General features: G+C 74.1%; 19 protein-coding genes. 8 read left to right on the top strand and 11 right to left on the bottom strand.

All coding sequences use genetic code 11. The annotated features are described in order from the left end of the window. Positions 1 to 14: 14 nt before the first annotated feature. From pflA to dxs, 4 genes are all read right to left on the bottom strand, one after another. The gene (gene pflA / locus ACFCZN_RS06785; RefSeq protein WP_430556258.1) at positions 15 to 899 is read right to left on the bottom strand and encodes a pyruvate formate-lyase-activating protein; all 885 of its coding nucleotides are present in this window, start codon (positions 897 to 899) and stop codon (positions 15 to 17) included. Positions 900 to 901: 2 nt separating this feature from the next. Continuing rightward, positions 902 to 3,157, bottom strand: coding sequence for a formate C-acetyltransferase (pflB, locus tag ACFCZN_RS06790; protein WP_430556259.1), 2,256 nt, complete (start codon positions 3,155 to 3,157; stop codon positions 902 to 904). A 107-nt stretch (positions 3,158 to 3,264) separates the two neighbouring features. Further along, positions 3,265 to 3,930: an HAD family hydrolase gene (locus ACFCZN_RS06795; RefSeq protein ID WP_430556260.1), complete on the bottom strand. Its 666-nt coding sequence runs from the start codon at positions 3,928 to 3,930 to the stop codon at positions 3,265 to 3,267. A gap of 71 nt (positions 3,931 to 4,001) precedes the next feature. After that, entirely contained in the window at positions 4,002 to 5,888 is a 1,887-nt protein-coding gene (gene dxs, locus ACFCZN_RS06800; protein WP_430556261.1) for a 1-deoxy-D-xylulose-5-phosphate synthase, read from the bottom strand. 194 nt (positions 5,889 to 6,082) lie between these two features. On the opposite strand from dxs, the gene ACFCZN_RS06805 reads away from it, so the two are divergent. From ACFCZN_RS06805 to ACFCZN_RS06820, 4 genes are read left to right on the top strand one after another with little or no spacing between them, the layout of a single operon-like run. Further along, a complete protein-coding gene (locus tag ACFCZN_RS06805; RefSeq protein ID WP_429763721.1) occupies positions 6,083 to 7,531 on the top strand; it encodes a GuaB1 family IMP dehydrogenase-related protein in 1,449 nt (482 codons plus the stop codon). Positions 7,532 to 7,538: 7 nt separating this feature from the next. Continuing rightward, complete coding sequence (locus ACFCZN_RS06810; protein ID WP_430556262.1) at positions 7,539 to 8,231, top strand: NUDIX hydrolase; 693 nt, start codon at positions 7,539 to 7,541, stop codon at positions 8,229 to 8,231. 51 nt (positions 8,232 to 8,282) lie between these two features. Continuing rightward, the gene (locus ACFCZN_RS06815; RefSeq protein ID WP_429763724.1) at positions 8,283 to 9,230 is read left to right on the top strand and encodes an aminoglycoside phosphotransferase family protein; all 948 of its coding nucleotides are present in this window, start codon (positions 8,283 to 8,285) and stop codon (positions 9,228 to 9,230) included. 34 nt (positions 9,231 to 9,264) lie between these two features. Next, complete coding sequence (locus tag ACFCZN_RS06820) at positions 9,265 to 9,732, top strand: DUF1801 domain-containing protein (RefSeq protein ID WP_430556263.1); 468 nt, start codon at positions 9,265 to 9,267, stop codon at positions 9,730 to 9,732. Between the two features lie 15 nt (positions 9,733 to 9,747). Here the strand turns inward: ACFCZN_RS06820 and ACFCZN_RS06825 are convergent, their stop codons facing one another. Further along, positions 9,748 to 10,449, bottom strand: a complete 702-nt coding sequence (locus ACFCZN_RS06825; RefSeq protein ID WP_430556264.1) for a TetR/AcrR family transcriptional regulator — start codon at positions 10,447 to 10,449, stop codon at positions 9,748 to 9,750. Between the two features lie 82 nt (positions 10,450 to 10,531). Here ACFCZN_RS06825 and ACFCZN_RS06830 point away from each other — a divergent pair, with 82 nt between their 5' ends. Continuing rightward, positions 10,532 to 11,398, top strand: coding sequence for an alpha/beta fold hydrolase (locus tag ACFCZN_RS06830; protein ID WP_430556265.1), 867 nt, complete (start codon positions 10,532 to 10,534; stop codon positions 11,396 to 11,398). A 61-nt stretch (positions 11,399 to 11,459) separates the two neighbouring features. Here ACFCZN_RS06830 and acnA read toward each other — a convergent pair whose 3' ends face one another. Further along, positions 11,460 to 14,225, bottom strand: coding sequence for an aconitate hydratase AcnA (gene acnA, locus ACFCZN_RS06835; RefSeq protein ID WP_430556266.1), 2,766 nt, complete (start codon positions 14,223 to 14,225; stop codon positions 11,460 to 11,462). A gap of 254 nt (positions 14,226 to 14,479) precedes the next feature. Between acnA and ACFCZN_RS06840 the strand changes: the two genes are divergently transcribed. Next, the gene (locus tag ACFCZN_RS06840) at positions 14,480 to 15,208 is read left to right on the top strand and encodes a DUF5701 family protein (RefSeq protein WP_430556267.1); all 729 of its coding nucleotides are present in this window, start codon (positions 14,480 to 14,482) and stop codon (positions 15,206 to 15,208) included. A gap of 17 nt (positions 15,209 to 15,225) precedes the next feature. Here the strand turns inward: ACFCZN_RS06840 and ACFCZN_RS06845 are convergent, their stop codons facing one another. Both ACFCZN_RS06845 and ACFCZN_RS06850 read right to left on the bottom strand, forming a co-directional pair. After that, the gene (locus ACFCZN_RS06845; protein ID WP_430556268.1) at positions 15,226 to 16,536 is read right to left on the bottom strand and encodes a class I SAM-dependent RNA methyltransferase; all 1,311 of its coding nucleotides are present in this window, start codon (positions 16,534 to 16,536) and stop codon (positions 15,226 to 15,228) included. 53 nt (positions 16,537 to 16,589) lie between these two features. Next, positions 16,590 to 18,584 carry an APC family permease gene (locus ACFCZN_RS06850; RefSeq protein ID WP_429763799.1) on the bottom strand — a complete coding sequence of 665 codons (1,995 nt, stop codon included), beginning with the start codon at positions 18,582 to 18,584 and terminating at the stop codon, positions 16,590 to 16,592. A 139-nt stretch (positions 18,585 to 18,723) separates the two neighbouring features. On the opposite strand from ACFCZN_RS06850, the gene ACFCZN_RS06855 reads away from it, so the two are divergent. Both ACFCZN_RS06855 and ACFCZN_RS06860 read left to right on the top strand, forming a co-directional pair. Further along, positions 18,724 to 19,377 carry a potassium channel family protein gene (locus ACFCZN_RS06855; protein ID WP_430556376.1) on the top strand — a complete coding sequence of 218 codons (654 nt, stop codon included), beginning with the start codon at positions 18,724 to 18,726 and terminating at the stop codon, positions 19,375 to 19,377. Then, complete coding sequence (locus ACFCZN_RS06860) at positions 19,377 to 20,138, top strand: potassium channel family protein (RefSeq protein ID WP_430556269.1); 762 nt, start codon at positions 19,377 to 19,379, stop codon at positions 20,136 to 20,138. The genes ACFCZN_RS06855 and ACFCZN_RS06860 overlap by 1 nt, the downstream gene beginning before the upstream one ends. Here the strand turns inward: ACFCZN_RS06860 and ACFCZN_RS06865 are convergent. Genes ACFCZN_RS06865 through ACFCZN_RS06875 form a run of 3 tightly spaced genes read right to left on the bottom strand, consistent with a single transcriptional unit; the run spans position 20,135 to position 22,222 of the window. Then, positions 20,135 to 20,977: a DUF3159 domain-containing protein gene (locus ACFCZN_RS06865; protein ID WP_430556270.1), complete on the bottom strand. Its 843-nt coding sequence runs from the start codon at positions 20,975 to 20,977 to the stop codon at positions 20,135 to 20,137. The two genes, ACFCZN_RS06860 and ACFCZN_RS06865, sit on opposite strands and share 4 nt — an antisense overlap. A gap of 47 nt (positions 20,978 to 21,024) precedes the next feature. Next, positions 21,025 to 21,393, bottom strand: a complete 369-nt coding sequence (locus tag ACFCZN_RS06870) for an OB-fold nucleic acid binding domain-containing protein (protein ID WP_429729800.1) — start codon at positions 21,391 to 21,393, stop codon at positions 21,025 to 21,027. A gap of 46 nt (positions 21,394 to 21,439) precedes the next feature. Continuing rightward, complete coding sequence (locus ACFCZN_RS06875) at positions 21,440 to 22,222, bottom strand: DUF3710 domain-containing protein (protein ID WP_430556271.1); 783 nt, start codon at positions 22,220 to 22,222, stop codon at positions 21,440 to 21,442. Positions 22,223 to 22,270: the final 48 nt, after the last annotated feature.

Here is a 22,270-nt window from a genome sequence, read left to right on the forward strand (position 1 = left end):
ACCACGCTAGCGACTCAGTACGTCGTCAGCCCGTGGGCGCGGAAGACGTCGCGCACGGCCTCGGTCGCCTCCGGCGTCGGCGGCTCGGTGCCGTCGAGCTCGTAGGTGCGCCCGAGCTCGGCCCACTTGTCGCGGGCCATCTGGTGGAACGGCAGCACCTCGACGCGCTCGACCGTGCCGGGGCGCACGGCCTCGATGTCCGCCGCGTGCCGGGCGACGGCGACGACGTTCTCCGGGTCGTCGGTGAGGCCGGGCACGAGGACGAACCGCACCCAGACCGTGACGCCGCGCTCGGCGAGGCGGCGGCCGAAGCGGAGCGTGGGCGCCAGGGAGCGTCCCGTCACGCGCCGGTAGGTCTCCTCGTCGCCCGCCTTGATGTCGAGCAGCACCAGGTCCGTGTCGTGGAGCATCGCGTCGGTCGCGTTGGCGCCGAGGAAGCCCGAGGTGTCGAGCGTCGTGTGCACCCCGAGCTGCTTCGCTCCGCGCAGGACCCGCGCGGCGAACGCGGGCTGCATGAGCACCTCGCCGCCCGAGAGCGTGACGCCGCCGCCCGTCGCGGAGAAGATGCCGCGGTAGCGCGCCACGCGGGCCAGCAGGTCCTCGGCGAGGACCGGCTCGCCGTCCTTCATCGCCAGGGTGTCGGGGTTGTGGCAGTACAGGCAGCGCAGCGGGCAGCCGCTGAGGAACACCGTCAGCCGCGTCCCCGGGCCGTCGACGGCGGTCACGAGCTCCCAGGAGTGCACCGAGCCGAGCTCCCCCGAGCGCATCAGCGCCAGGCGGTCGGAGCGGCCCACCTCAGCGGTGTCCACGGTCTCGCTCCCCACGGACCTGATTCCCCCGAGGCCGGCGCCGGCCCGGCGCCGGGAGGGGGCGTCCAGCAACGCCGGGCCGGCAGTCATGGTCAGAGCCCCCCGTGGAAGGTCCGCGACAGCACGTCGAGCTGCTGCTCGCGGGTCAGCCGCACGAAGTTCACCGCGTAGCCGGAGACGCGGATCGTGAGCTGCGGGTACTTCTCCGGGTGCTCCATCGCGTCCTCGAGCGTCTCGCGCACGAGGACGTTGACGTTCATGTGGTAGCCGTCGGCGCCCACCGAGGCGTCGAGCAGGCCGGCGAGGTTCGCGACCTGCTCCTCGCGGGTGCGGCCGAGGCCGGACGGCACGACGGTGTTGGTCAGCGAGATCCCGTCCTGCGCCTGGTCGTAGGGCAGCTTCGCGACGGACAGCGCCGAGGCGAGCATGCCGTGCGTGTCGCGGCCGTTCATCGGGTTGGCGCCGGGCGAGAAGGGCTCCCCTGCGCGGCGGCCGTCCGGCGTGTTCCCGGTCGCCTTGCCGTAGACCACGTTGGACGTGATCGTCAGCACCGACTGCGTGGGCACCGCGTCGCGGTACATCCGGTGGCTGCGGATCTTCGCCATGAACGACTCGACCAGCTCGACGGCGATGGCGTCGACGCGGTCGTCGTCGTTGCCGTAGGCGGGCCAGTCGCCGTCCGTCTCGTAGTCGACGACGATGCCGCGCTCGTCGGTCACCGGGGTGACGGTGGCGTACCGGATGGCCGAGAGGGAGTCCGCCGCGACGGACAGGCCGGCGATGCCGCAGGCCATGGTGCGCAGCACGTCCTTGTCGTGGAGGGCCATCTCGAGCCGCTCGTACGCGTACTTGTCGTGCGACCAGTGGATGCAGTTCAGCGCCTCGACGTACGTCTCGGCGAGCCAGTCCATGGTGCGGTCGAAGCGGGCGCGAACGTCGTCGTAGTCCAGCGGCAGCCCCGGCGCGACGGCGGGGAACGCCGGCGAGACCTGCTTCCCGGTGACCTCGTCCCTGCCGCCGTTGATCGCGTACAGCAGCGCCTTGGCGAGGTTCACGCGGGCGCCGAAGAACTGCATCTGCTTGCCGACGGCCATCGGCGAGACGCAGCACGCGATGGCGGCGTCGTCGCCCCACGCGGGGCGGATCTGCTCGTCCGACTCGTACTGCACCGCGGACGTGTCGATCGACACCTTGGCGCAGAACTCCTTGAACCCCGCGGGCAGCCGAGGGCTCCAGAAGACCGTCATGTTCGGCTCGGGCGCCGGGCCCAGGTTGTACAGGGTCTGCAGGAAGCGGAACGAGTTCTTCGTGACGAGGGGCCGGCCGTCCTCGCCCATCCCGCCGATGGTCTCGGTGACCCAGGTCGGGTCGCCGGAGAACAGCGCGTCGTACTCGGGGGTGCGCAGGAAGCGCACGATCCGCAGCTTGATGACGAAGTCGTCGACGATCTCCTGCGCCTCGGGCTCGGTGAGCCGCCCGGCGGCCAGGTCGCGCTCGATGTAGACGTCGAGGAAGGTCGACGTGCGGCCGAGCGACATCGCGGCGCCGTTCTGCTCCTTCACCGCGGCGAGGTAGCCGAAGTAGAGCCACTGCACGGCCTCGCGCGCCGTCGTCGCCGGGCCCGAGATGTCGTACCCGTACGACGCGGCCATCTCCTTGAGCTCGCCCAGCGCGCGGATCTGCTCCGCGTGCTCCTCGCGCTCGCGCACGACGGACTCGCTGAACGGCTGGACGTCGAGGCCGAGCTTGTCGACCTTCTTCGCGGCGACCAGCTGGTCGACGCCGTACAGGGCCACGCGGCGGTAGTCGCCGATGATGCGTCCGCGCCCGTAGGCGTCCGGCAGGCCGGTGATGACGTGCGAGCTGCGGGCGGCGCGGACGTTCGGCGGGTAGACGTCGAAGACGCCCTGGTTGTGCGTCTTGCGGTACTCGGAGAAGACCTTCTTGAGGTCCTCGTCCACCGGGTAGCCGTAGGTCTTCAGCGCACCCTCGACCATGCGCCAGCCGCCGTTCGGCATGATCGCGCGCTTGAGCGGGGCGTCGGTCTGCAGGCCGACGATCAGCTCCGCGTCCCGGTCGATGTAGCCCGGCCCGTGCGCGGTGATGCCCGCCGGCGTGTGCGGGTCGACGTCGTAGACACCCTTCTCGCGCTCGGCCGGGAACATCGCCGAGAGCTGCTCCCACACCGCCGTGGTGCGCGCCGTCGGTCCCGCGAGGAACCCGTCGCCGCCCGTGTACGGGGTGTAGTTGCGCTGGATGAAGTCGCGCACGTCGGTGCCGTCGCACCACGGTCCCGGGGTGAAGCCCGTCCAGGCGGTGGTCGTGGTGGGTGCCGCGTCGGTGGTCATAGGGAGCCCCCTCCTTCTGAGGTATGACCACAGCCTATTCGTGAATGCCTTCACAAGCGATGCCGAGCGGCTGTGACGTCGCAGACACCGCCGAACCGGTCGCGGGTTCAGTCCAGGACGACGCCGGGAGGGGACGTCGCGAGCGCGAGGGCCGCGCGGGTCGTCGGCGCGACGACGTCGGGCCGGTCCGGCCCGTCCCACGACCGACCGTGGGAGACCCACGCCGTGCGCGTGCCCGCCGCGCGCCCGGCCGCGACGTCGGCGTGCCCGGCGTCGCCGACCATCCAGACCTGGCGCCGGTCCGCGTCCGCCGCACCCAGTCGCTCGAGGGCGATCTCGAGCAGGCGCGGGTCGGGCTTGGCGACACCTTCCTCCCCGGACACCACGACGGCGTCGACGTGGTCGCCGAGGCCGCAGCGCGCGATCTTGCCGCGCTGCTGGGCCGACGTCCCGTTGGTCACGACGGCGACCCGGTGACCCGCGCCACGCAGCGCGTCGAGGGCCGGGAGGACCCCGTCGTACACCCGGACGCCGTCGAGGATGCCGGCGCGGAACCGCCGGATCGCGGCGGGGACGTCGTCGTCCCAGCCGAGGCGGTCGATCAGCACCCGCGCGAGCGCCTCCTTGGAGCCGTGCCCGCCCTCGTCGGCGGCGAGGATCGCGCCCAGATCGGCGGGACCCAGCCCGGCCCTGTCGACCTCGCCCGACGCCCACGCCTCGAACGCCTCGGCGCGGCCCACCAGGGTGTTGTCGAGGTCGAGGAGCCAGATCATGACGGGAGGCTAACGGCCGGGGCGCGGTCGCACCCGGCCGTCTCGCCGCGCGGGCCCCGTGGCGGGTGGCGTCAGTCCCGGGCGAGCACGGCGAGGGCGTCCCGCACTGCGTCCTCGGCCCGCATCCGCTGCTGGCCGAGGATCTGGTCGCGGCTCGCGTGGTCGAGGAAGGCCACCGGGAGGCCGACGTGCACGAACGGCGTGCGCACGCCCTGCTCCCCCGCCCGCTGGGCGGTCATGGCGCCGACCCCGCCGTCGACGACGCCGTCCTCGATCGTGAGCACGAGGTCGTGCTCGCCGGACAGCTTCACCAGCGCCTCGGGCACCGGCAGCACCCACGTCGGCGCGACGACGTCGACCGCCAGGCCGTGCGCGGCCAGGGACTCGCCCGCCGCGAGCGCCGTGCCCACCATCGAGCCCACGCCCACGACGAGGACCTTGCGTCCGTCCGCGCCGGGGGCGGACGGGTGCCGGGCCACCACGTCGACACCGTCGAGCGACTCGAGGGCCGGGAGCGGGTCGGAGAGCGCGCCCTTGGGGTAGCGCACGACGGTCGGCGCGTCGTCGACGTCCACCGCCGCGCGCAGGGCTGCGCGCAGGGTGGGCTCGTCGCGGGGGGCGGCGAGCCGCAGCCCGGGGACGATGCGCAGCATCGCCATGTCCCACATGCCGTTGTGGCTGGCCCCGTCGTCGCCGGTGATCCCGGCCCGGTCGAGCACGAACGTCACGCCCGCCCGGTGCAGCGCGGCGTCCATGAGCACCTGGTCGAAGGCGCGGTTGAGGAACGTGGCGTAGACGGCGACCACCGGGTGCAGCCCGGCGAAGGCCATGCCGGCCGCCGAGGTCGCGGCGTGCTGCTCGGCGATGCCCACGTCGAAGGTGCGGTCCGGGAACTCCTGCGCGAACGGCGCCAGGCCCACCGGGTGCAGCATCGCCGCGGTGATGGCGACGACGTCGGGCCGGTCGCGGCCGATCTTCACGATCTCGTCGGCGAAGACCTTGGTCCAGCCGAACCGCGACGGCGCGACGGGCAGGCCGGTCTCGGGGTGGATCTGACCGACGGCGTGGAAACGGTCGGCGACGTCCTGCTCGGCCGGGGTGTAGCCGCGACCCTTCTCGGTGATGGCGTGCACGATCACGGGCCCGCCGTAGGCCTTGGCCCGGCGCAGCGCCTGCTCCATCGCCGCGACGTCGTGCCCGTCGACCGGGCCGACGTACTTCAGGCCGAGGTCCTCGAACATGCCCTGCGGCGCGACGACGTCCTTGATGCCCTTCTTCAGCCCGTGCAGCCAGTCGTACGCGAAGCGGCCGGGCGCGCCCGTGCGGTGCAGCGTGCGCTTGCCCCACGACAGGAACGCCTCGTAGCCGCGGGTGGTCCGCAGGGTGTCGAGGTGGTTGGCCACGCCGCCGATCGTCGGCGAGTAGGAGCGCCCGTTGTCGTTGACGACGATGACGAGCCGGCGGTCCTGCGACGCCGCGATGTTGTTCAGCGCCTCCCAGGCCATGCCGCCCGTGAGCGCGCCGTCGCCGATGACGGCGGCGACGTGCCGCTCCGGGTGCCCCTGCACGGCGTTGGCCTTGGCCACGCCGTCGGCCCACGACAGCGCGGTGGAGGCGTGCGAGTTCTCGACGACGTCGTGCTCGGACTCGGCGCGCGAGGGGTAGCCGGACATGCCGCCCGCCTTGCGCAGCGCGGAGAAGTCCTGCCGGCCCGTGAGGAGCTTGTGCACGTATGCCTGGTGGCCCGTGTCGAACACGAGGGTGTCCCGCGGGGAGGCGAAGACGCGGTGCAGCGCGATCGTCAGCTCGACGACGCCCAGGTTCGGCCCCAGATGCCCTCCGGTGCGCGACACCTGGTCGACCAGGAAGGCCCGGATCTCCGCCGCGAGCCGCGTCGTCTGCTCCGGCGAGAGCCGGCGGACGTCCTCGGGCGAGCCGATGGTGCTCAGCAGGCTCATGCGTTCCTCCCCGTTCATAGCCACACCACAATAGGCGGTCCGCAGCGTCCCACGAACCGTCGCGCCCCACGTACCGGCGCCGCACGGGGTAGTTTCGACCCTGCCGACGGGAACACGTGACCGCCGGCGAGCGTTCGGCAGAGGGACGACCCAGGAAGCTCGTCCTCTCCCGACACACCTCTCAGGGGACACCTGTGCGCTTTCTCGACGGGCAGCAGCCCACCACCGACCTCACCTACGGCGACGTCTTCATGGTCCCGTCCCGCTCGGACGTGACCAGCCGCTTCGACGTCGACCTCTCCACCGACGACGGCACGGGGACGACGATCCCGGTCGTCGTGGCGAACATGACGGCCGTCGCGGGCCGCCGGATGTCCGAGACGGTCGCCCGCCGCGGCGGCATCGCGATCATCCCGCAGGACATCCCGGTCGACGTCGTCGCCGACGTCGTGGCCGACGTGAAGTCCAAGGACCCGGTCATCGAGACGCCCGTCGTCGTGGCGCCCACGGACACCGTCTCCACGGTGCTGACGCTGCTGGGCAAGCGCGCGCACGGCGCGGCGGTCGTGGTGGCCGACGGCAAGCCCGTGGGCGTCGTCACGGAGGGCGACTGCGCCGCCGTCGACCGGTTCGCCCAGGTGCACCAGGTGATGTCGGACGACGTCGTCGCGCTCGACGCCGCGGCGATCGACGCCGAGGGGCTCGAAGCCACGTTCGAGCGCATGCACGCCGCCAAGATCCACCTCGCGCCCGTCGTGCGCGACGGCGTCCTGGCGGGCGTCCTCACCCGCAAGGGCGCCGTGCGCTCGTCCGTGTACCGGCCCGCGCTCGACGCCGCCGGCCGGCTGCGGATCGGCGCGGCCGTCGGCATCAACGGCGACGTGGCCGCCAAGACCCGCGAGCTGCTCGACGCGGGGGTGGACGTGCTCGTCGTCGACACCGCGCACGGTCACCAGTCGAAGATGCTGCAGGCCCTCGAGGCCGTCCGCTCCGTCGACCCGCAGGTGCCGGTCGTGGCCGGCAACGTCGTGACCGCCGCCGGCGTGCGCGACCTCGTCGCCGCGGGCGCCGACATCCTCAAGGTCGGCGTCGGGCCGGGCGCGATGTGCACCACGCGCATGCAGACCGCCGTGGGCCGCCCGCAGTTCTCCGCCGTGCTCGAGTGCGCGGCTGCAGCGCGCGAGCTCGGCAAGCACGTGTGGGCCGACGGCGGCGTTCGCCACCCCCGCGACGTCGCGCTGGCGCTGGCCGCCGGCGCGTCGCAGGTGATGGTCGGCTCGTGGTTCGCCGGCACGTACGAGTCGCCCGGCGACCTGCACGACGACGGCACGGGCCGCCTGTACAAGGACTCGTTCGGCATGGCCTCCGCGCGGGCCGTGGCGGCGCGCACCGCCGGGGCGGGCACCGCCTTCGGCCGCGCGCGCAAGGCCCTCTACGAGGAGGGCATCTCCACCGGGAAGATGTACGTCGACCCGCTGCGCCCGGGCGTCGAGGACCTGCTCGACGAGATCACCTCGGGCCTGCGCTCCAGCTGCACGTACGCCGGGGCGCGCACGCTCGGGGAGTTCCACGAGCGCGCGCTGGTCGGCGTGCAGTCCGCCGCCGGCTACGCCGAGGGCATGCCGGTCGCCACGAGCTGGTGAGCCGGCCGTGAGGGGGACGGCCGCCGCGCGCGCCCAGCTCGCTGCACTGGCGGCAGACCGCCGCTTCCTGTCCGACTGGGGGCTGGCGCGGGGCGACCTGGACGCCGCGTCCGCGCGCCCCGCGGCCGTCCTCGTGCTCTTCGGGGTGCTGGACGCCCTCGCCGCCGACCACGACGCCCAGGCCCTCGCCGTCGCTCACGACCTCGACGTCCTGCTCCTGGAGCGGGCGGAGACGCTGCGTTCGCATGCCGGGCAGGTCGCGTTCCCCGGCGGGCGCGCGGAGGACGGCGAGGACCCCGTCGACGCCGCGCTGCGCGAGGCGGTCGAGGAGACCGGGCTCGACGCCGCCGGGGTCGAGGTGCTCGGCACGCTCGCCCAGCTCCCGATGCCGGTGAGCAACCACCTGGTCACGCCCGTGCTCGGGTGGTGGGCGCGGCCCACGCCGGTGCGCGTGGTCGACGTCGCCGAGTCGGCGCACGTCTTCCGCGCCCCCGTCGCCGACCTGCTGGACCCGGAGCACCGGGTCACGACGGTGCTGCACCGCGCCGGGCGCACCTGGCGCGGGCCCGGCTTCGAGGTGCTCGACGGCGCGGGCGTGCCCCACCTGGTGTGGGGCTTCACCGCGGGGATCCTCGACGCCGCGTTCGACCGCCTCGGGTGGACCGAGCCGTGGGACCACTCCCGCGAGCGCGAACTCTGAGCCGCTGACGCCCGCGCCGTCGTCGACCCCGTCGCCTGGGATGATGCCCGGGTGCCTGCCGCCGAGATCGACGTCGACGTCCGCCTGACCCGCGCGCTGCTCGCCGAGCAGCACCCCGACCTGGCGGACCGTCCGCTGGAGATCGTCGCCCACGGCTGGGACAACGTCATGGTGCGGCTCGGCGACGACCTGGCGGTGCGGCTGCCACGGCGCGCCCTGGCCGCGCCTCTCGTCGAGCACGAGCAGCGGGCGCTCCCCGCGCTGGCCGCCCGGCTCCGCGCGGCGGCGCCCGACGTCGTCGTGCCTGTGCCCGTCCGTGTCGGGCGACCGAGCACCGCGCTCGGCTACCCGTGGCCCTGGAACGTCGTGCCGTGGGCGGACGGGGTGAGCGCGGAGGCGACGTCCGTGGCCGCCCGCACCGCCTGGGCGGGCACGCTCGGCCGGCTCCTCGCCGCGGTGCACACCCCCGCCCCGGAGGGCGCGCCGCCGAACCCGGTGCGCGGGGTGCCCCTGCGCGAGCGTGCCGAGGCGCGCGAACCCGCCGCCCTCGACGAGCGTCTGGCGGTGGTCCCGGCGGAGGCCCGGGGGGCGGCACGCCGCGTCTGGGAGCGTGCGCTGGACGCCCCCGCGTCCGACGGCCCGCCGGTGTGGCTGCACGGCGACCCGCACCCCGCGAACCTCGTCGTGGCGCCCGGCGCGGGCGGGCGGGCGGACCGGCTGGCCGCCGTCGTCGACTGGGGCGACGTGACGTCCGGCGACCCCGCCTCCGACCTGGGGTCGCTGTGGCTGTGTTTCGACGACGAGGGCCGGGCCGCCTGCCGGGCCGAGATCCAGGCCCTGGCCAACGGCGGCAGCGGCTGGGACGAGGCGACGTGGGCGCGCGCCGCGGGCTGGTCGCTGCTGTACGCGACGAACATGCTCGTGCACCCCGAGCAGCACCCCCGCATGGTGCCGATCGGCCGGCACGCCCTCGCGGCGCTGCTCGACGGCGCTGCCTGAGCGGCGGACGGCATCGCTGCGGCAGACTCGAGGCATGGCCCGCGACACGCAGAAGACCACCTGGAGCGACGCCGACCCGCGCGCGGTCGTCGCCGCCGTCGCGCGCTCCGCGCGCCGGAGGGACGCGGAGACGCTGCTCGCGCTGATGGAGCGTGCCACCGGGCAGCCCGCGCGGATGTTCGGCACCTCGATCGTGGGGTTCGGCGAGTACCGGTACGCCTACGCCAGCGGGCGCACGGGCCACGCGGCCGCCGCCGGGTTCTCCCCGCGGGCGGCGGCGTCGGTCGTCTACCTCTCCGACGGCGTCGAGGCGCACGCCGACGCCCTCGCCCGCCTGGGCCCGCACACCACCGCCGTCGGCTGCCTCTACCTCAAGGACCTCACGCAGGTGGACCTCGGCGTCCTGGAGGAGATCGTCGCCGCGTCCTACGCCACGCTCACGACGGGGACGTACGGGCTGCGGGCGCGCGAGGGAGGCGACCCGACGTCGGCGCCGCGCTGACCCCACCGACGGCCGTCAGCCCGCGGCGACGGCCGCCGGGTCCGCGCCGCGGGCCACGAGCGCCCCCCGCACGGCCGCGAGCGCGCGGTCGTAGACGGCGTCGTCGCCGAGCAGCAGCGAGCCGTCGTTGGCGGCGTTCAGCATCGCCGTGATCTCGAAGGCGAGCTGGTCGACGTCGGTGCCGGCCGCGAGCTCCCCGACCTCCACCGCCAGCTCCGCGTGCCGGCGCAGGTAGGACGTCCAGTCGCGGTGTGCCGTGACGACCGCGTCGCGCACCACCCCGTCCTGCGTGTCGAACTCGACCTCCACCGTGCGGAAGAAGCAGCCGCCCGCGAACACCCGGCGGCGGGAGTAGTCCGACCAGCACCGCACCAGCGACCACAGCCGGGCCAGCCCCGGCCCCGCCACCCGCGCGGGCTCGACGACGGCCTCGACGAACATGCCCCGGGCGTGCTCCACGGCCGCGAGCTGCAGGCCCTCCTTGCCGCCGAACAGGCCTGCGATACCGCTCTTGTTGACCGGCAGCCGCGCGGCCAGGGAGCCGAGCGTGAGGGCCTCGAGCCCGCGGACCGACGCGTCCTGGACGGCGAGGTCGAGGACGGCGCGGCGGGACCGGTCCCCACGCACGCGGCGGCCGTCGGTCGGCGCGTCGCCCGGGTCGCCCGTCGGGGCGTGGGTCGAGCGGCCTGTCGGGGTGGTCGGCGTCTCGGTGCTCACGGGATGAGTGTACGACCGTTCGTTCAGTGTTACTGTGCGAACGTTCGTTCAGATATCTCGTGGCCCTCACCTGGAGGTCGTCGTGCCCTACGTCCCCGCCCCTGTCAGCGCCGGCCTGCGCGCGCTGTCCGCCGTCGCTCCCCCGCTCGCGGTCCGGGTCGCCGCCCGGGCGTTCTGGTACGTCGGCCCGCCCGCCGACGTCCGACCCGCCGACCGCGCCGTGCACGAGCGCGCCCGCCGGGGCGCGGTCCACGTCGACGGCGAGCGCGTCGTGACCTACCGGTGGGGCGACCCCCGGGCGCCCACCGTGCTCCTCGTGCACGGCTGGAAGAGCCGGGCCTCGCGGTTCGCGGGGCTCGTCACGTCACTCGAGGCGGCCGGCCTGGGCGTCGTGTCGTTCGACGGCGTCGCCCACGGCGCGTCGAGCGGCCGGCGCATGTCAGCCCTCGAGCACATGGCGGCGATCCGGGCCGTGCACGACGCCGAGGGGCCGTTCACCGCCGTCGTCGGGCACTCCCTGGGCGCCCTCGCGGCCGGGCTCTCCCTCGCCGACGGACTGCCCGTCGACCGCTTCGTCTCGGTGGCCGCGATGACCGGCTTCGACGCGATCGCGGAGTCTTTCCTGCGCCTGGTCGGGATGCCCGCCGGGCTGCACGACCGGTTCTGCGACCACGTCGAGCGCACCTTCCCGGGCGGCGTGCGCGACGTCCGCTCCCGGATCGACCTCGTCGCGCACCCCGTCCCGGAGCGCGTCGCGACGCTGCTCGTCCAGGACGACGACGACCGCATGTCGCTGCCCACGGGCGCGCCCCTCCTGCACGCGGCGGTGCCGGGCAGCACGCTCCTCACCACCCGCGGCCTCGGCCACAACCGGGTGCTCGACGACCCGGCGGTCGTGGCGGCCGTCGTCGCGCACGTCACGGCGCCCCTGCCCGCCGTCACGCCGTGACGGACGACGGCGCCCCGCCCCTCCGCGCGGGAGGGACGGGGCGCCGTCGGTGCGGGGCCCGTCAGGCGACGAGCGAGCGCAGCACGTACTGCAGGATGCCGCCGTTGCGGTAGTAGTCCGCCTCACCGGGCGTGTCGATGCGCACCACGGCGTCGAACTCGACGGTCGAGCCGTCCGCCTTGGCGGCGGTGACCTTGACCGCCTCCGGGGTGGCGCCGTCGTTCAGCGCGGTGATGCCCGCGATGTCGAACGTCTCGGTGCCGTCGAGGCCCAGCGACTCGGCGTTCTCGCCGGCCGGGAACTGCAGCGGCAGCACGCCCATGCCGATGAGGTTGGAGCGGTGGATGCGCTCGAACGACTCGGTGATGACGGCCTTGACACCCAGCAGCGCGGTGCCCTTGGCGGCCCAGTCGCGCGAGGAGCCGGAGCCGTACTCCTTGCCGCCGAGCACGACCAGCGGGGTGCCCTGCGCCGCGTAGTCCTGCGCCGCGTCGTAGATGGTGTCCTGGGCGTTCTTCACGAAGTTGAACGTGAAGCCGCCCTCGACGCCGTCGAGCAGCTGGTTCTTGAGGCGGATGTTCGCGAACGTGCCGCGAATCATGACCTCGTGGTTGCCGCGGCGCGAGCCGTAGCTGTTGAAGTCGCGGCGGCCCACGCCGCGCTCGGCCAGGTACTTGCCGGCCGGGCTGTCCGCCTTGATGGAGCCGGCGGGCGAGATGTGGTCGGTCGTGACCGAGTCGCCCAGCTTCGCCAGCACGCGGGCGCCGGAGATGTCGGTGACCGGCGACGGCTCGGCGCCCATGCCCTCGAAGTACGGGGGCTTGCGGACGTAGGTGGACTCGCCGTCCCAGGAGAACGTGTCGCCCTCCGGGGTCTCCAGCGCGCGCCACCGCTCGTCGCCGGTGAAGACGTCCGCGTAGTCCTTGGTGAACATGTCGCGGTCGATCGAGGCGTCGATCGTGGCCTGGACCTCCTCCGGCGTCGGCCAGATGTCCCGCAGGAACACCGGGTCGCCGGCCTCGTCGCGGCCCAGCGGGTCGGACTCGAAGTCGAACTCCATCGTGCCCGCGAGCGCGTACGCGATGACCAGCGGCGGCGACGCCAGGTAGTTCATCTTCACGTCGGGGTTGATGCGGCCCTCGAAGTTCCGGTTGCCGGACAGCACCGAGACGACAGCGAGGTCGTGCTCGTTGACCGACTCCGAGATCTTCTCGTCCAGCGGGCCGGAGTTGCCGATGCAGGTGGCGCAGCCGTAGCCGACCAGGTGGAAGCCGAGCTTCTCGAGGTAGGGCCAGAGGCCGGCCTTCTCGTAGTAGTTGGTCACGACCTGCGAGCCGGGCGCCATGGACGTCTTGACCCAGGGCTTCGACACGAGGCCCTTCTCCACGGCCTTCTTGGCCAGGAGCGCCGCCGCGAGCATGACGGACGGGTTCGACGTGTTGGTGCACGACGTGATCGACGCGATCGCGACCGCGCCGTGGAACAGGTCGAACTGCTTGCCCTCGCTGTCCGTCACCGGCACGGTGCGACGCACCTGGGCGTGGGTGGACGGCGAGTCGGAGGCCGGGAAGGACTCCTTCTCGGCCTCGTCCACGGAGTCGATGACCTCGGGGGCGTAGGCCGGCAGGTCGCGGGCGAACGCCGACTTGGCGTGCGACAGCTCGATGCGGTCCTGCGGGCGCTTCGGGCCGGCGATCGACGGCACGACGGTGCCGAGGTCCAGCTCGAGGTACTCCGAGAACCTCGGCTCGACGTAGGACGCCGAGCTCGGGTCGAGCCACAGGCCCTGCTCCTTGGCGTACGCCTCGACGAGCGCGAGCTGCTCGTCGCTGCGGCCCGTGAGGCGCAGGTAGTCGAGGGTGACGTCGTCGATCGGGAAGATCGCGGCGGTCGAGCCGAACTCGGGGCTCATGTTGCCGATGGTGGCGCGGTTGGCCAGCGGCACCTGGGCGACGCCCGCGCCGTAGAACTCGACGAACTTCCCGACGACGCCGTGCTGGCGCAGCATCTGGGTGATCGTGAGCACGACGTCGGTGGCGGTCACGCCGGCCGGGATGGAGCCCGACAGCTTGAAGCCGACGACGCGCGGGATGAGCATCGACACCGGCTGGCCGAGCATGGCCGCCTCGGCCTCGATGCCGCCGACGCCCCAGCCCAGCACGCCGAGGCCGTTGACCATCGTGGTGTGCGAGTCGGTGCCGACGCAGGTGTCGGGGTAGGCGCGCAGCACGCTCTGCCCGTCGACCTCCACCTCGCGGGTCATGATCGTGCGCGCCAGGTACTCGATGTTGACCTGGTGCACGATGCCGGTGCCCGGCGGGACGACCTTGAAGTCGTCGAACGCCGTCTGGCCCCAGCGCAGGAACTGGTAGCGCTCGTGGTTGCGCTCGTACTCGAACTCGACGTTGCGGGCGAAGGCGTCCGCACGGCCGGCGACGTCGATCTGCACGGAGTGGTCGATGACCATCTCGGCGGGGGCGAGCGGGTTGATCCGCTTCGGGTCGCCGCCGAGCTCCGCGACGGCCTCGCGCATCGTGGCGAGGTCGACGACGCAGGGCACGCCGGTGAAGTCCTGCATGATCACGCGGGCGGGCGTGAACTGGATCTCCGTGTCGGGCTGGGCGTCCGGGTCCCAGGACGCGAGGGCGCGCACGTGATCGGCCGTGATGTTGGCGCCGTCCTCGGTGCGCAGGAGGTTCTCGGCGAGGATCTTCAGGGAGTACGGGAGGCGCTCGGCGCCCTCGACGGCGGAGAGGCGGAAGATCTCGTAGGCCTTCCCGCCGACCTCCAGCGTTCCCTTCGATCCGAACGTGTCCACGCTGCTCACTGCGGCTCCTTCTGCGGGGCTGGCCGGCGAGGGCACCGTGCGCGCTGCGGCGCGACGGTTCCGACGCCGTGGTTCTGGGGGGCTCCGCCCAGCGTACGCCGGGCACCTGCTCAGCATAGCCCATATATCTTGACGTCAAGATATCTCGGCGTCAGGTCCCCCGGCCCGGTGCGCGGGCAGATTTCCGTACGGCGCACGGGAACAACCGTCGTGGCCAGCGCGTTGTGCTGCTGCCCTCGACCGGAAGGACGCCCATGCCGTCGCGCACGCCCACGACCTCTGCCGCCCCGTCCGACGCCCGCGCCGCTGTCGCGACCGGCGGCCCGCCCCGGCTGCCCTCGCTCACCGCGCAGGCCGAGCTCCTCCTGGCGCGCGACGTCGTGCCCCCGCAGGCGCTCTCCCCCGCCGCGCTGCGCGACGCCGCCGCGGCGCTGGAGCGCACGGCCCCGGCCGGGTCGCTCCTGGTGGTCCACCCGCGCGTCCTGCCGCCGTCCGCCCTCGCCGGGCACCTGCGCCGCACGACGACGGTCCGCGGACGCGCCGTGGAGCGCGCGGGCTTCGTCGTCGTCGACATGACCGACGCGGACGACTTCGTGCCCGTGCCCGGCGTCGACGTGCCGGACGCCGACGTCTACGCCGTCGCCGGCCCCGACCGGGGCGACGAGATGGCGAACTGGTCGCCCGAGGAGGCGGAGCCGGCGATCGCCGCGCAGGGTCGCAGCCCGCTCACCCTCGCCGAGGGGATCCACTGGGTGCTGCAGTCCCCCGACGTCCTCGCCCGGAACCTCTGCTTCATGACGATCGGCTCCCGGCTGCGCCGGCCGGACGGGACCTACGACGCGCGCACCCCCGCCGTGTGGATCTCGAACGGGACCGGCCGTGACGGCAGCGAGCGGCGCGGCGCCCCCAAGGTCGGCTGGTGCTGGTGGCGCAACCGGCACACGTGGCTCGGCTTCGCGTCCACGGCCGCTCGTCACCCCTGACCCGGGGACGACACCCGTCAGCGGTCGAGGACCGCGACCGCCTCGACGTGATGCGTCATCGGGAACAGGTCGAAGGCGCGCAGCCCGGTGAGCTCGTACCCGTGCCCGGCGAGGTACGCGACGTCGCGGGCGAGCGCCGCGGGGTCGCAGGCGACGTAGACGACGCGCCGCGGGCCGCGGCCGGCGATCGCGTCGACGACGGTCCGGCCGGCGCCGGCGCGCGGCGGGTCCAGCACGACGACGTCCGCGGCGCCCACGTCCGCGCCGGTCGCGTCGCCGTCGGCCAGGACACGGTCGACGGCGCCGAGGTGCAGTTCGACCTGCGGCAGGTCGTGGGCGTTGCGGCGTGCGTCCTTCACGGCGCGGGCGTCGCCCTCGACGGCGACGACGCGGCCCGAGCCACCCACGGCCGCGGCGAGCGGCACGGTGAACAGGCCCGCACCGGAGTAGAGGTCGAGCACGGTCGCCCCGTCGAGGCCGCCCGGGGTCGCGTGCACGGCGTCGAGCACGGCGCCGGCGAGCAGGTCGGGCGCCGCCCGGTGCACCTGCCAGAACCCGTCGCCCGCCACGCGGTAGCGGTGCTCGGCGCCGCCCGCCCGCACCGTCTCGGTGACCGACCGGCGGGCGTTCGGGCGGGTGTCCGCGCGGCCGCGACGCGACGGCACCTCGTCGACCAGGAGCAGGGCGTCCGCGCCGTCGGCCGGTGCCACCAGCTCGAGGCGGGCGCCCGGCCGCCAGCGGCGGCTCCACACGTCCTCGGCGTCCGCGAGCGCCGCGACCGCCTCGGTCGCGAGCGGCATGCCGTCGAGCGGCACCACGTCGTGCGAGCGGAAGCGCCGCATCCCGGCCCGGCCGTCGGCGTCGGCCACGAGGTCGACGCGGGTGCGGTAGCCGAGCCCGCCGCGCTCGTCGTCCCCGGGCGCCCCCTCCACCACGACGTCGCGCTCGAGCCTCGCGAGCCGCTGCAGCTGCTCGACGAGGACGGCGGCCTTCCAGCGGCGCTGCGCGGGCAGCGCCACGTGGGCGAGCTCGCCTCCGCCGACCCCGCCCGGGCCGGCCTCGGGCCAGGCGGACGGGACGCGGTCCGGCGACGCCTCGAGGACGTCGAACGCGTCGGCGCGCCAGAACCGGCTGCCGGTCTCCGTGACGCGTGCGCGGACGCGCTCGCCGGGCAGCGTGTGGCGTACGAAGACGACGCGGCCGTCGAGCCGCGCGACGCAGTGCCCGCCGTGCGCGACAGGGCCGATCTCGAGCTCGACCTCCCGGCCCACCTCGGGGTCCGGTGTGGTGGGACGGGGGCGCGGCGCGGAACGGCGAGGTCGGGGCATGGGCACCATTCTCCCCCGCGCGCGGCCCAGTCAGAACACGGTCAGGACACCGGTCAGAACCGCGGACCGCGGGGCGACGTCCCCTCCAGCCCGGTCTGGCCGGCCGACGACGAGAGCTGCCACGGCACCGACGCCACCACCACGCCGGGCGTGAACAGCAGCCGCCCCTTGAGGCGCAGGGCCGACTGGTTGTGCAGCAGCTGCTCCCACCAGTGCCCGACGACGTACTCGGGGATGTAGACGACCACCAGGTCGCGCGGCGAGTCACGCCGCACGGAGCGCACGTACTTCAGCACCGGCCGCGTGATCTCCCGGAAGGGCGAGTCGAGGACGCGGAGCGGCACCGGGAGGTCCAACGCCTCCCACCTCGCGCGCAGCTCCGCGATCTCCTCGGCGTCCACGCCGACGGTCACCGCCTCGAGCACCGACGGGCGCGACGCCCGCGCGTACGCCACGGCGCGCATCGTCGGCTTGTGGATCTTGGAGACCAGCACGATCGCGTGGACGCGGCTGGGCAGGGCACGCGCCCCGGCCACGTCGTCGAGCTCGAGCTCGGTGCGCACCCGGGCGTAGTGGGCGCGGATCGCCTTCATCAGCGCGAAGAGCACGCCCATCGCCAGGAGGGTGATCCACGCGCCGTGCGTGAACTTCGTCGCCAGCACGATGACGAGCACGGTCGCCGTCATCACGAAGCCGACGCCGTTGACGATCCGGGAACGCTGCATGCGGGCACGCTCGGCGGGGTCGGGCTCCTTGCGCAGCGCCCGCGTCCAGTGCCGCAGCATGCCGAGCTGCGAGAGCGTGAACGACACGAACACACCGACGATGTACAGCTGGATGAGGCGCGTGACCTGCGCGTCGAACGCCACGATGAGGACGATCGCCGCGACGGCGAGCGTGATGATCCCGTTGGAGAACGCGAGCCGGTCGCCGCGCGTGTGCAGCTGGCGCGGCAGGAAGCCGTCCTTGGCGAGGATCGAGCCGAGCACGGGGAAGCCGTTGAACGCCGTGTTCGCCGCGAGCACGAGGATCAGCCCCGTGACGATCGAGATCGCCACGAACGCGGGGGTGAAGCCCTGGAAGACGGCCTCCGCGAGCTGGCTGAGCACGGGGTGCTGGTTGTAGTCGGACGGCAGCGGCTGCCCGCCGGCGGTGAGCTGCTCGTGCGCGTCCTCCACGTACTTCACGCCGGTGGCCTGAGCGAGCAGCAGGATCGAGATCATCATCGTGGCGGAGATGCCGCCCAGCAGGGCCAGGGTGGTGGCCGCGTTGCGCGACTTGGGCTTCCGGAACGCCGGGACGCCGTTGCTGATCGCCTCCACGCCGGTGAGGGCGGCACAGCCCGAGGCGAAGGCCCGGGCCAGGAGGAACGCGCCCGCCAGGCCGGTGAGCCCCTGGTCGAAGCCCGCCTCGGGCGTCATCTCGAAGCCGGCGCTCTCGGCCAGCGGCAGGTCGCCGGCGAAGAACCGGATCGCCCCGACGACGGCGAGGAGGCCGACGAGAGCCATGAAGCAGTAGGTGGGGATCGCGAAGACCGTGCCCGACTCGCGCACGCCCCGCAGGTTCATCACCGTGAGGATCACGACGACCGCCACGGCGAACAGCACCTCGTGGCCGCGGAGGAACGGCAGGGCGGAGGCCGCGTACTGGGCCCCCGACGAGATCGAGACCGCCACGGTGAGGACGTAGTCGACGAGCAGGGCCGACGCGACGCCGATGCCGGCCGACGGCCCGAGGTTCGTCGTCGCCACCTCGTAGTCGCCACCGCCGGAGGGGTAGGCGCGCACGTTCTGGCGGTAGGACGACACCACCACGAGCAGCACGACGACGACGCCGAGACCCACCCACGGGGAGATCGTCGTCGCGGCGATGCCGGCGACCGCCAGGGTCAGGAGGATCTCGTCCGGGGCGTACGCGACCGACGACAGCGCGTCGGAGGCGAAGACCGGCAGGGCGATCCGCTTGGGCAGGAGGGTGTGCCCCAGGTTCTCGCTGCGCACGGGGCGCCCGATGAGGAGCCGTTTGGCAGCGTCCGCGATGTCCGACACGTCGAGCAATGCTATGCCCGCCGTGCCCGGCGGGCGCGCGCGTCCCGTCGCGATGTCGGCGGCGACGTCGGTGGCGACGCCGGCGGCGATGTCGAGGGGCCCCGCGAGGTATAGCGTTTCGCCCGTGCACTTCGTGATCATGGGCTGCGGCCGCGTCGGGTCGACGCTCGCGCAGACGATCGAGTCCCACGGCCACTCCGTGGCCGTCGTCGACCAGAACCCCGACGCGTTCCGCCGTCTGCCGGCCGGGTTCTCCGGGCAGAAGGTGACGGGCGTCGGCTTCGACCGCGACACGCTGGTCCAGGCGGGCATCGAGGACACGTACGCCTTCGCCGCCGTGTCCGACGGCGACAACTCCAACGTGCTCGCCGCGCGGGTCGCGCGCGAGACGTACGGCGTCGAGAACGTCGTGGCCCGCATCTACGACCCCCAGCGCGCGGAGATCTACCAGCGCCTCGGGATCCCGACGGTCGCGACCGTGCGCTGGACGGCCGACCAGGTGCTGCGCCGCATGCTCCCCCTGGGCGCCACCGACGAGTACCGCGACCCGTCCGGGCAGGTGCGCCTCGCGCAGATCGACTACCACCCCGGCTGGGCCGGCCTGACGGTGCACCGCATCGAGGAGGCCACCGGCGCGCGCGTCGCCTTCCTGTCGCGCTACACCGACGGCATCCTGCCGACGCCCGGCTCCGTGCTGCAGGAGAACGACGTGCTGCACGTCCTCATGCGCGCCGACGACGCGGCCTCCGTCGAGCGGGTCCTCACCCACGAGCCGCGGCGGGAGGAGAGCTGATGCGCGTCGTCGTCGCCGGGGCCGGGTCGGTCGGCCGGTCCATCGCCCGCGAGCTCCTCTCGCACGACCACGACGTCGTGCTCATCGACAAGAACCCCGCCGCGATGCGGGTGGCGCAGGTGCCCGAGGCCGACTGGCTGCTCGCCGACGCCTGCGAGCTGTCCTCGCTCGAGGCCGCGGACGTCACGAGCGCCGACGTCGTCGTCGGCGCCACCGGCGACGACAAGGCCAACCTCGTCTTCTCGCTGCTGTGCAAGACCGAGTTCGGGGTGCCCCGCACCGTGGCGCGGGTCAACAACCCGAAGAACGAGTGGATGTTCGACGGCTCCTGGGGCGTCGACGTCGCCGTGTCGACCCCGCGGATCATGACCGCGATGGTCGAGGAGGCCGTGGCGGTCGGGGACCTGGTGCGGATCTTCACCTTCCACCAGTCCGGCGCTGACATCGTGGAGGTGACGCTGCCGGACGACTCGCCGCTCGTGGGCGCCCGCGTCGGTTCCGTCGTCTGGCCGACGGACACGGTGCTCGCGTGCATCGTGCGCGGCGCGCAGCCTCTGGCGCCGACCGCGGACGACACGCTCGAGACCGGCGACGAGCTGGTGCTCGTGATGGGCAGCCAGGCGGACGAGGAGTCGCTCCAGCACCTGCTCAGCCACGGCGCCCCGGCCGTCCCCGCCATCGCGGCGGGCGACCCCCTCGTGGCGCCGGAGCTCGCCGCGGTGGACGGCCTCGGCGACGAGGGACCCGGCGACGACCGCTAGGCGCCCGGTCGGGCCGGCTCGTCCGCCGCGGCCGCGGGCCGGCCGGAGTGCGCGCCGCGCACGACGACCCAGGTGAGCCAGAGCACGAGGCCCCAGAGCGGGACGCCCAGCACCAGGTGGGCGGTGCCCAGCCAGCCGACGCTGTCGGCGAAGTACAGCGGCACCTTGACCGCCAGGCGCACCGCGAACAGCCCCGCCCAGAACCACGTGGCGAGGGTGTAGCGCCGGACCAGCTCCGGGTCCTTGCGCCACGCCACCAGCGCGGCGAGGGGGCTCGGAGCGGCGTCCGGCGCGGTCGCCCCGGACGCGGCGGTCTCGGGCGAACCGGTGCCGGCTGGCCCGGCCTGCGGCTGCTCGCCGTCGGCGTGCCGGGCACGCTCGGCGGCGACGTCGGCGAACCCGCCGCGCACCGCCTCCACCACGAGCCCGACGACGGGCCAGCGCACCGCCAGCGAGACGAGGATGGCCGCGAGGTAGGCGGCGTTGGTCCACAGCCCCCACACGTAGAAGTTCTGGGCCTCGCCGGACTTCCACGCCCAGAACACGCCCACGCCGATGCCGAGCAGCCCGCCCAGGGCCTGCGTGATCGGCGTGCGCTGCGCGAGCCGCGCCACGACGGCGACGAGGGCCGCGCCCACGGAGGCGATCAGCGCCCAGGTCAGGGCACCGCGCTCGTCGCCGCCCATCGACGCGACGACGTAGATGACCACGAAGAGCAGGCCGGGGAGCACCGCCTCGACCACGCCGCGCACGCCGCCGACGGCCTGCCCGAACGAGAACGAGTCGCCCGTGACCGCCCGCACGCCGCGCCCGTCCGCCGCGGGCGCCGCTGACGTCACGGGCTCCGTCGGCCCGGTCGGCTTCCCCGCCGCGGGGTACCCGTCGCTCACTCGCCGGCCCGCGCGCGCAGCTCGTACCGGGGGTTGAACATGGTGCGCCGCCCGTCGATGTCGCACACCAGGCCCTCGACCCGGATGCGGCGCCCCGGGTCGATCCCCGCGATGGCCCGGCGCCCGAGCCACACGAGGTCGAGGGAGCCGGAGCCGTCGTACAGCTCGGCCTCCACGGTCGGGACGCCCTCGCGGGGGCGCAGCACGACCGAGCGCAGCACGCCGGCGGCGCTCGCCCGACGCCGGTCGCCCAGGTCGGCGACCGGCGTGCAGCCGCGGTGGGCCGCGGCCTCGTGGCGCTCCTCGTCGGCGGCGACCTCGTCGGCCGAGGCCAGCGCGTGCCGGACGGCGGTTCGCAGGGACATCAACAGCTCCAGGCTGGTGGACGGGCCGGCCTCGCGGCCGGGTCGCTCACCGGATCTCGGTGATCTCCGGCCCGCGGGTCAGCGGGTCGAACGACGGTGTCTGCGGCGCGGCGCCCTCCGGGCCCGCGGTGGTGTCCTCGCCCGGCGCGTCGCCCTGGCGCGCGCTCTTGGGCAGGGTCAGCGTGAGCAGGTCGCGCGGCGGGCGGGGGTTGCCGTCCCGCACGACGACGACGTTCGCGAACACGGACTCGAGCTGCTTCGCGGCCTCCGGGTCGACCGCGGCGCGCCCGGACAGCACGCCGCGCAGGAACCAGCGCGGCCCGTCCACGCCCACGAAGCGGGCGGGACGCACGGCCGGCTTGCCGTCGGGCCCGGTGGCGGGGATGCGCGCGATGAGCTCTCGCCCGAACGTGCCGGGCACGTCGTCGACCGTGCCGCCCTGGCGTGTGATGGACGACCCGATCTCGGCGCGCACCTCGTCCCAGATGCCCTCCGTGCGGGGGGCGGCGAACGCCTGGACCTGCAGACCGGACCCGTTGAGCGTCGCGGACACCCCGGTGACCTTCTGGGTCTTCTTGTCGACCTCCATGCGCAGCTCAAGGCCGGGCAGGACGGGCAGCCAGACGGCGCCGAGGTCCACGCGCGGGCCCATGCCCGTCACCTGGGTCGAGTCGAACGGGCCGCGCTCGGGACGCTCCCCCGCGGCCCCGTCGCTTCCCGGGTCGGTGGCGGCGTCGGCGCCGGTGGCGGGCGCCACGGCCTCCGCGGCCGCGGGCTCGCGGGCCTCGTCGGTCGCCTTCTGCGACGCGTTGCGCCGGAACAGCCCCACGGAGGATCTCCTTCTCGTCGTCCTGCTCGCCCGGCGGCCGGACGAGCC

It is taken from the genome of Isoptericola sp. NPDC056134, from assembly GCF_042264825.1.
Lineage (GTDB): Bacteria > Actinomycetota > Actinomycetes > Actinomycetales > Cellulomonadaceae > Isoptericola > Isoptericola nanjingensis.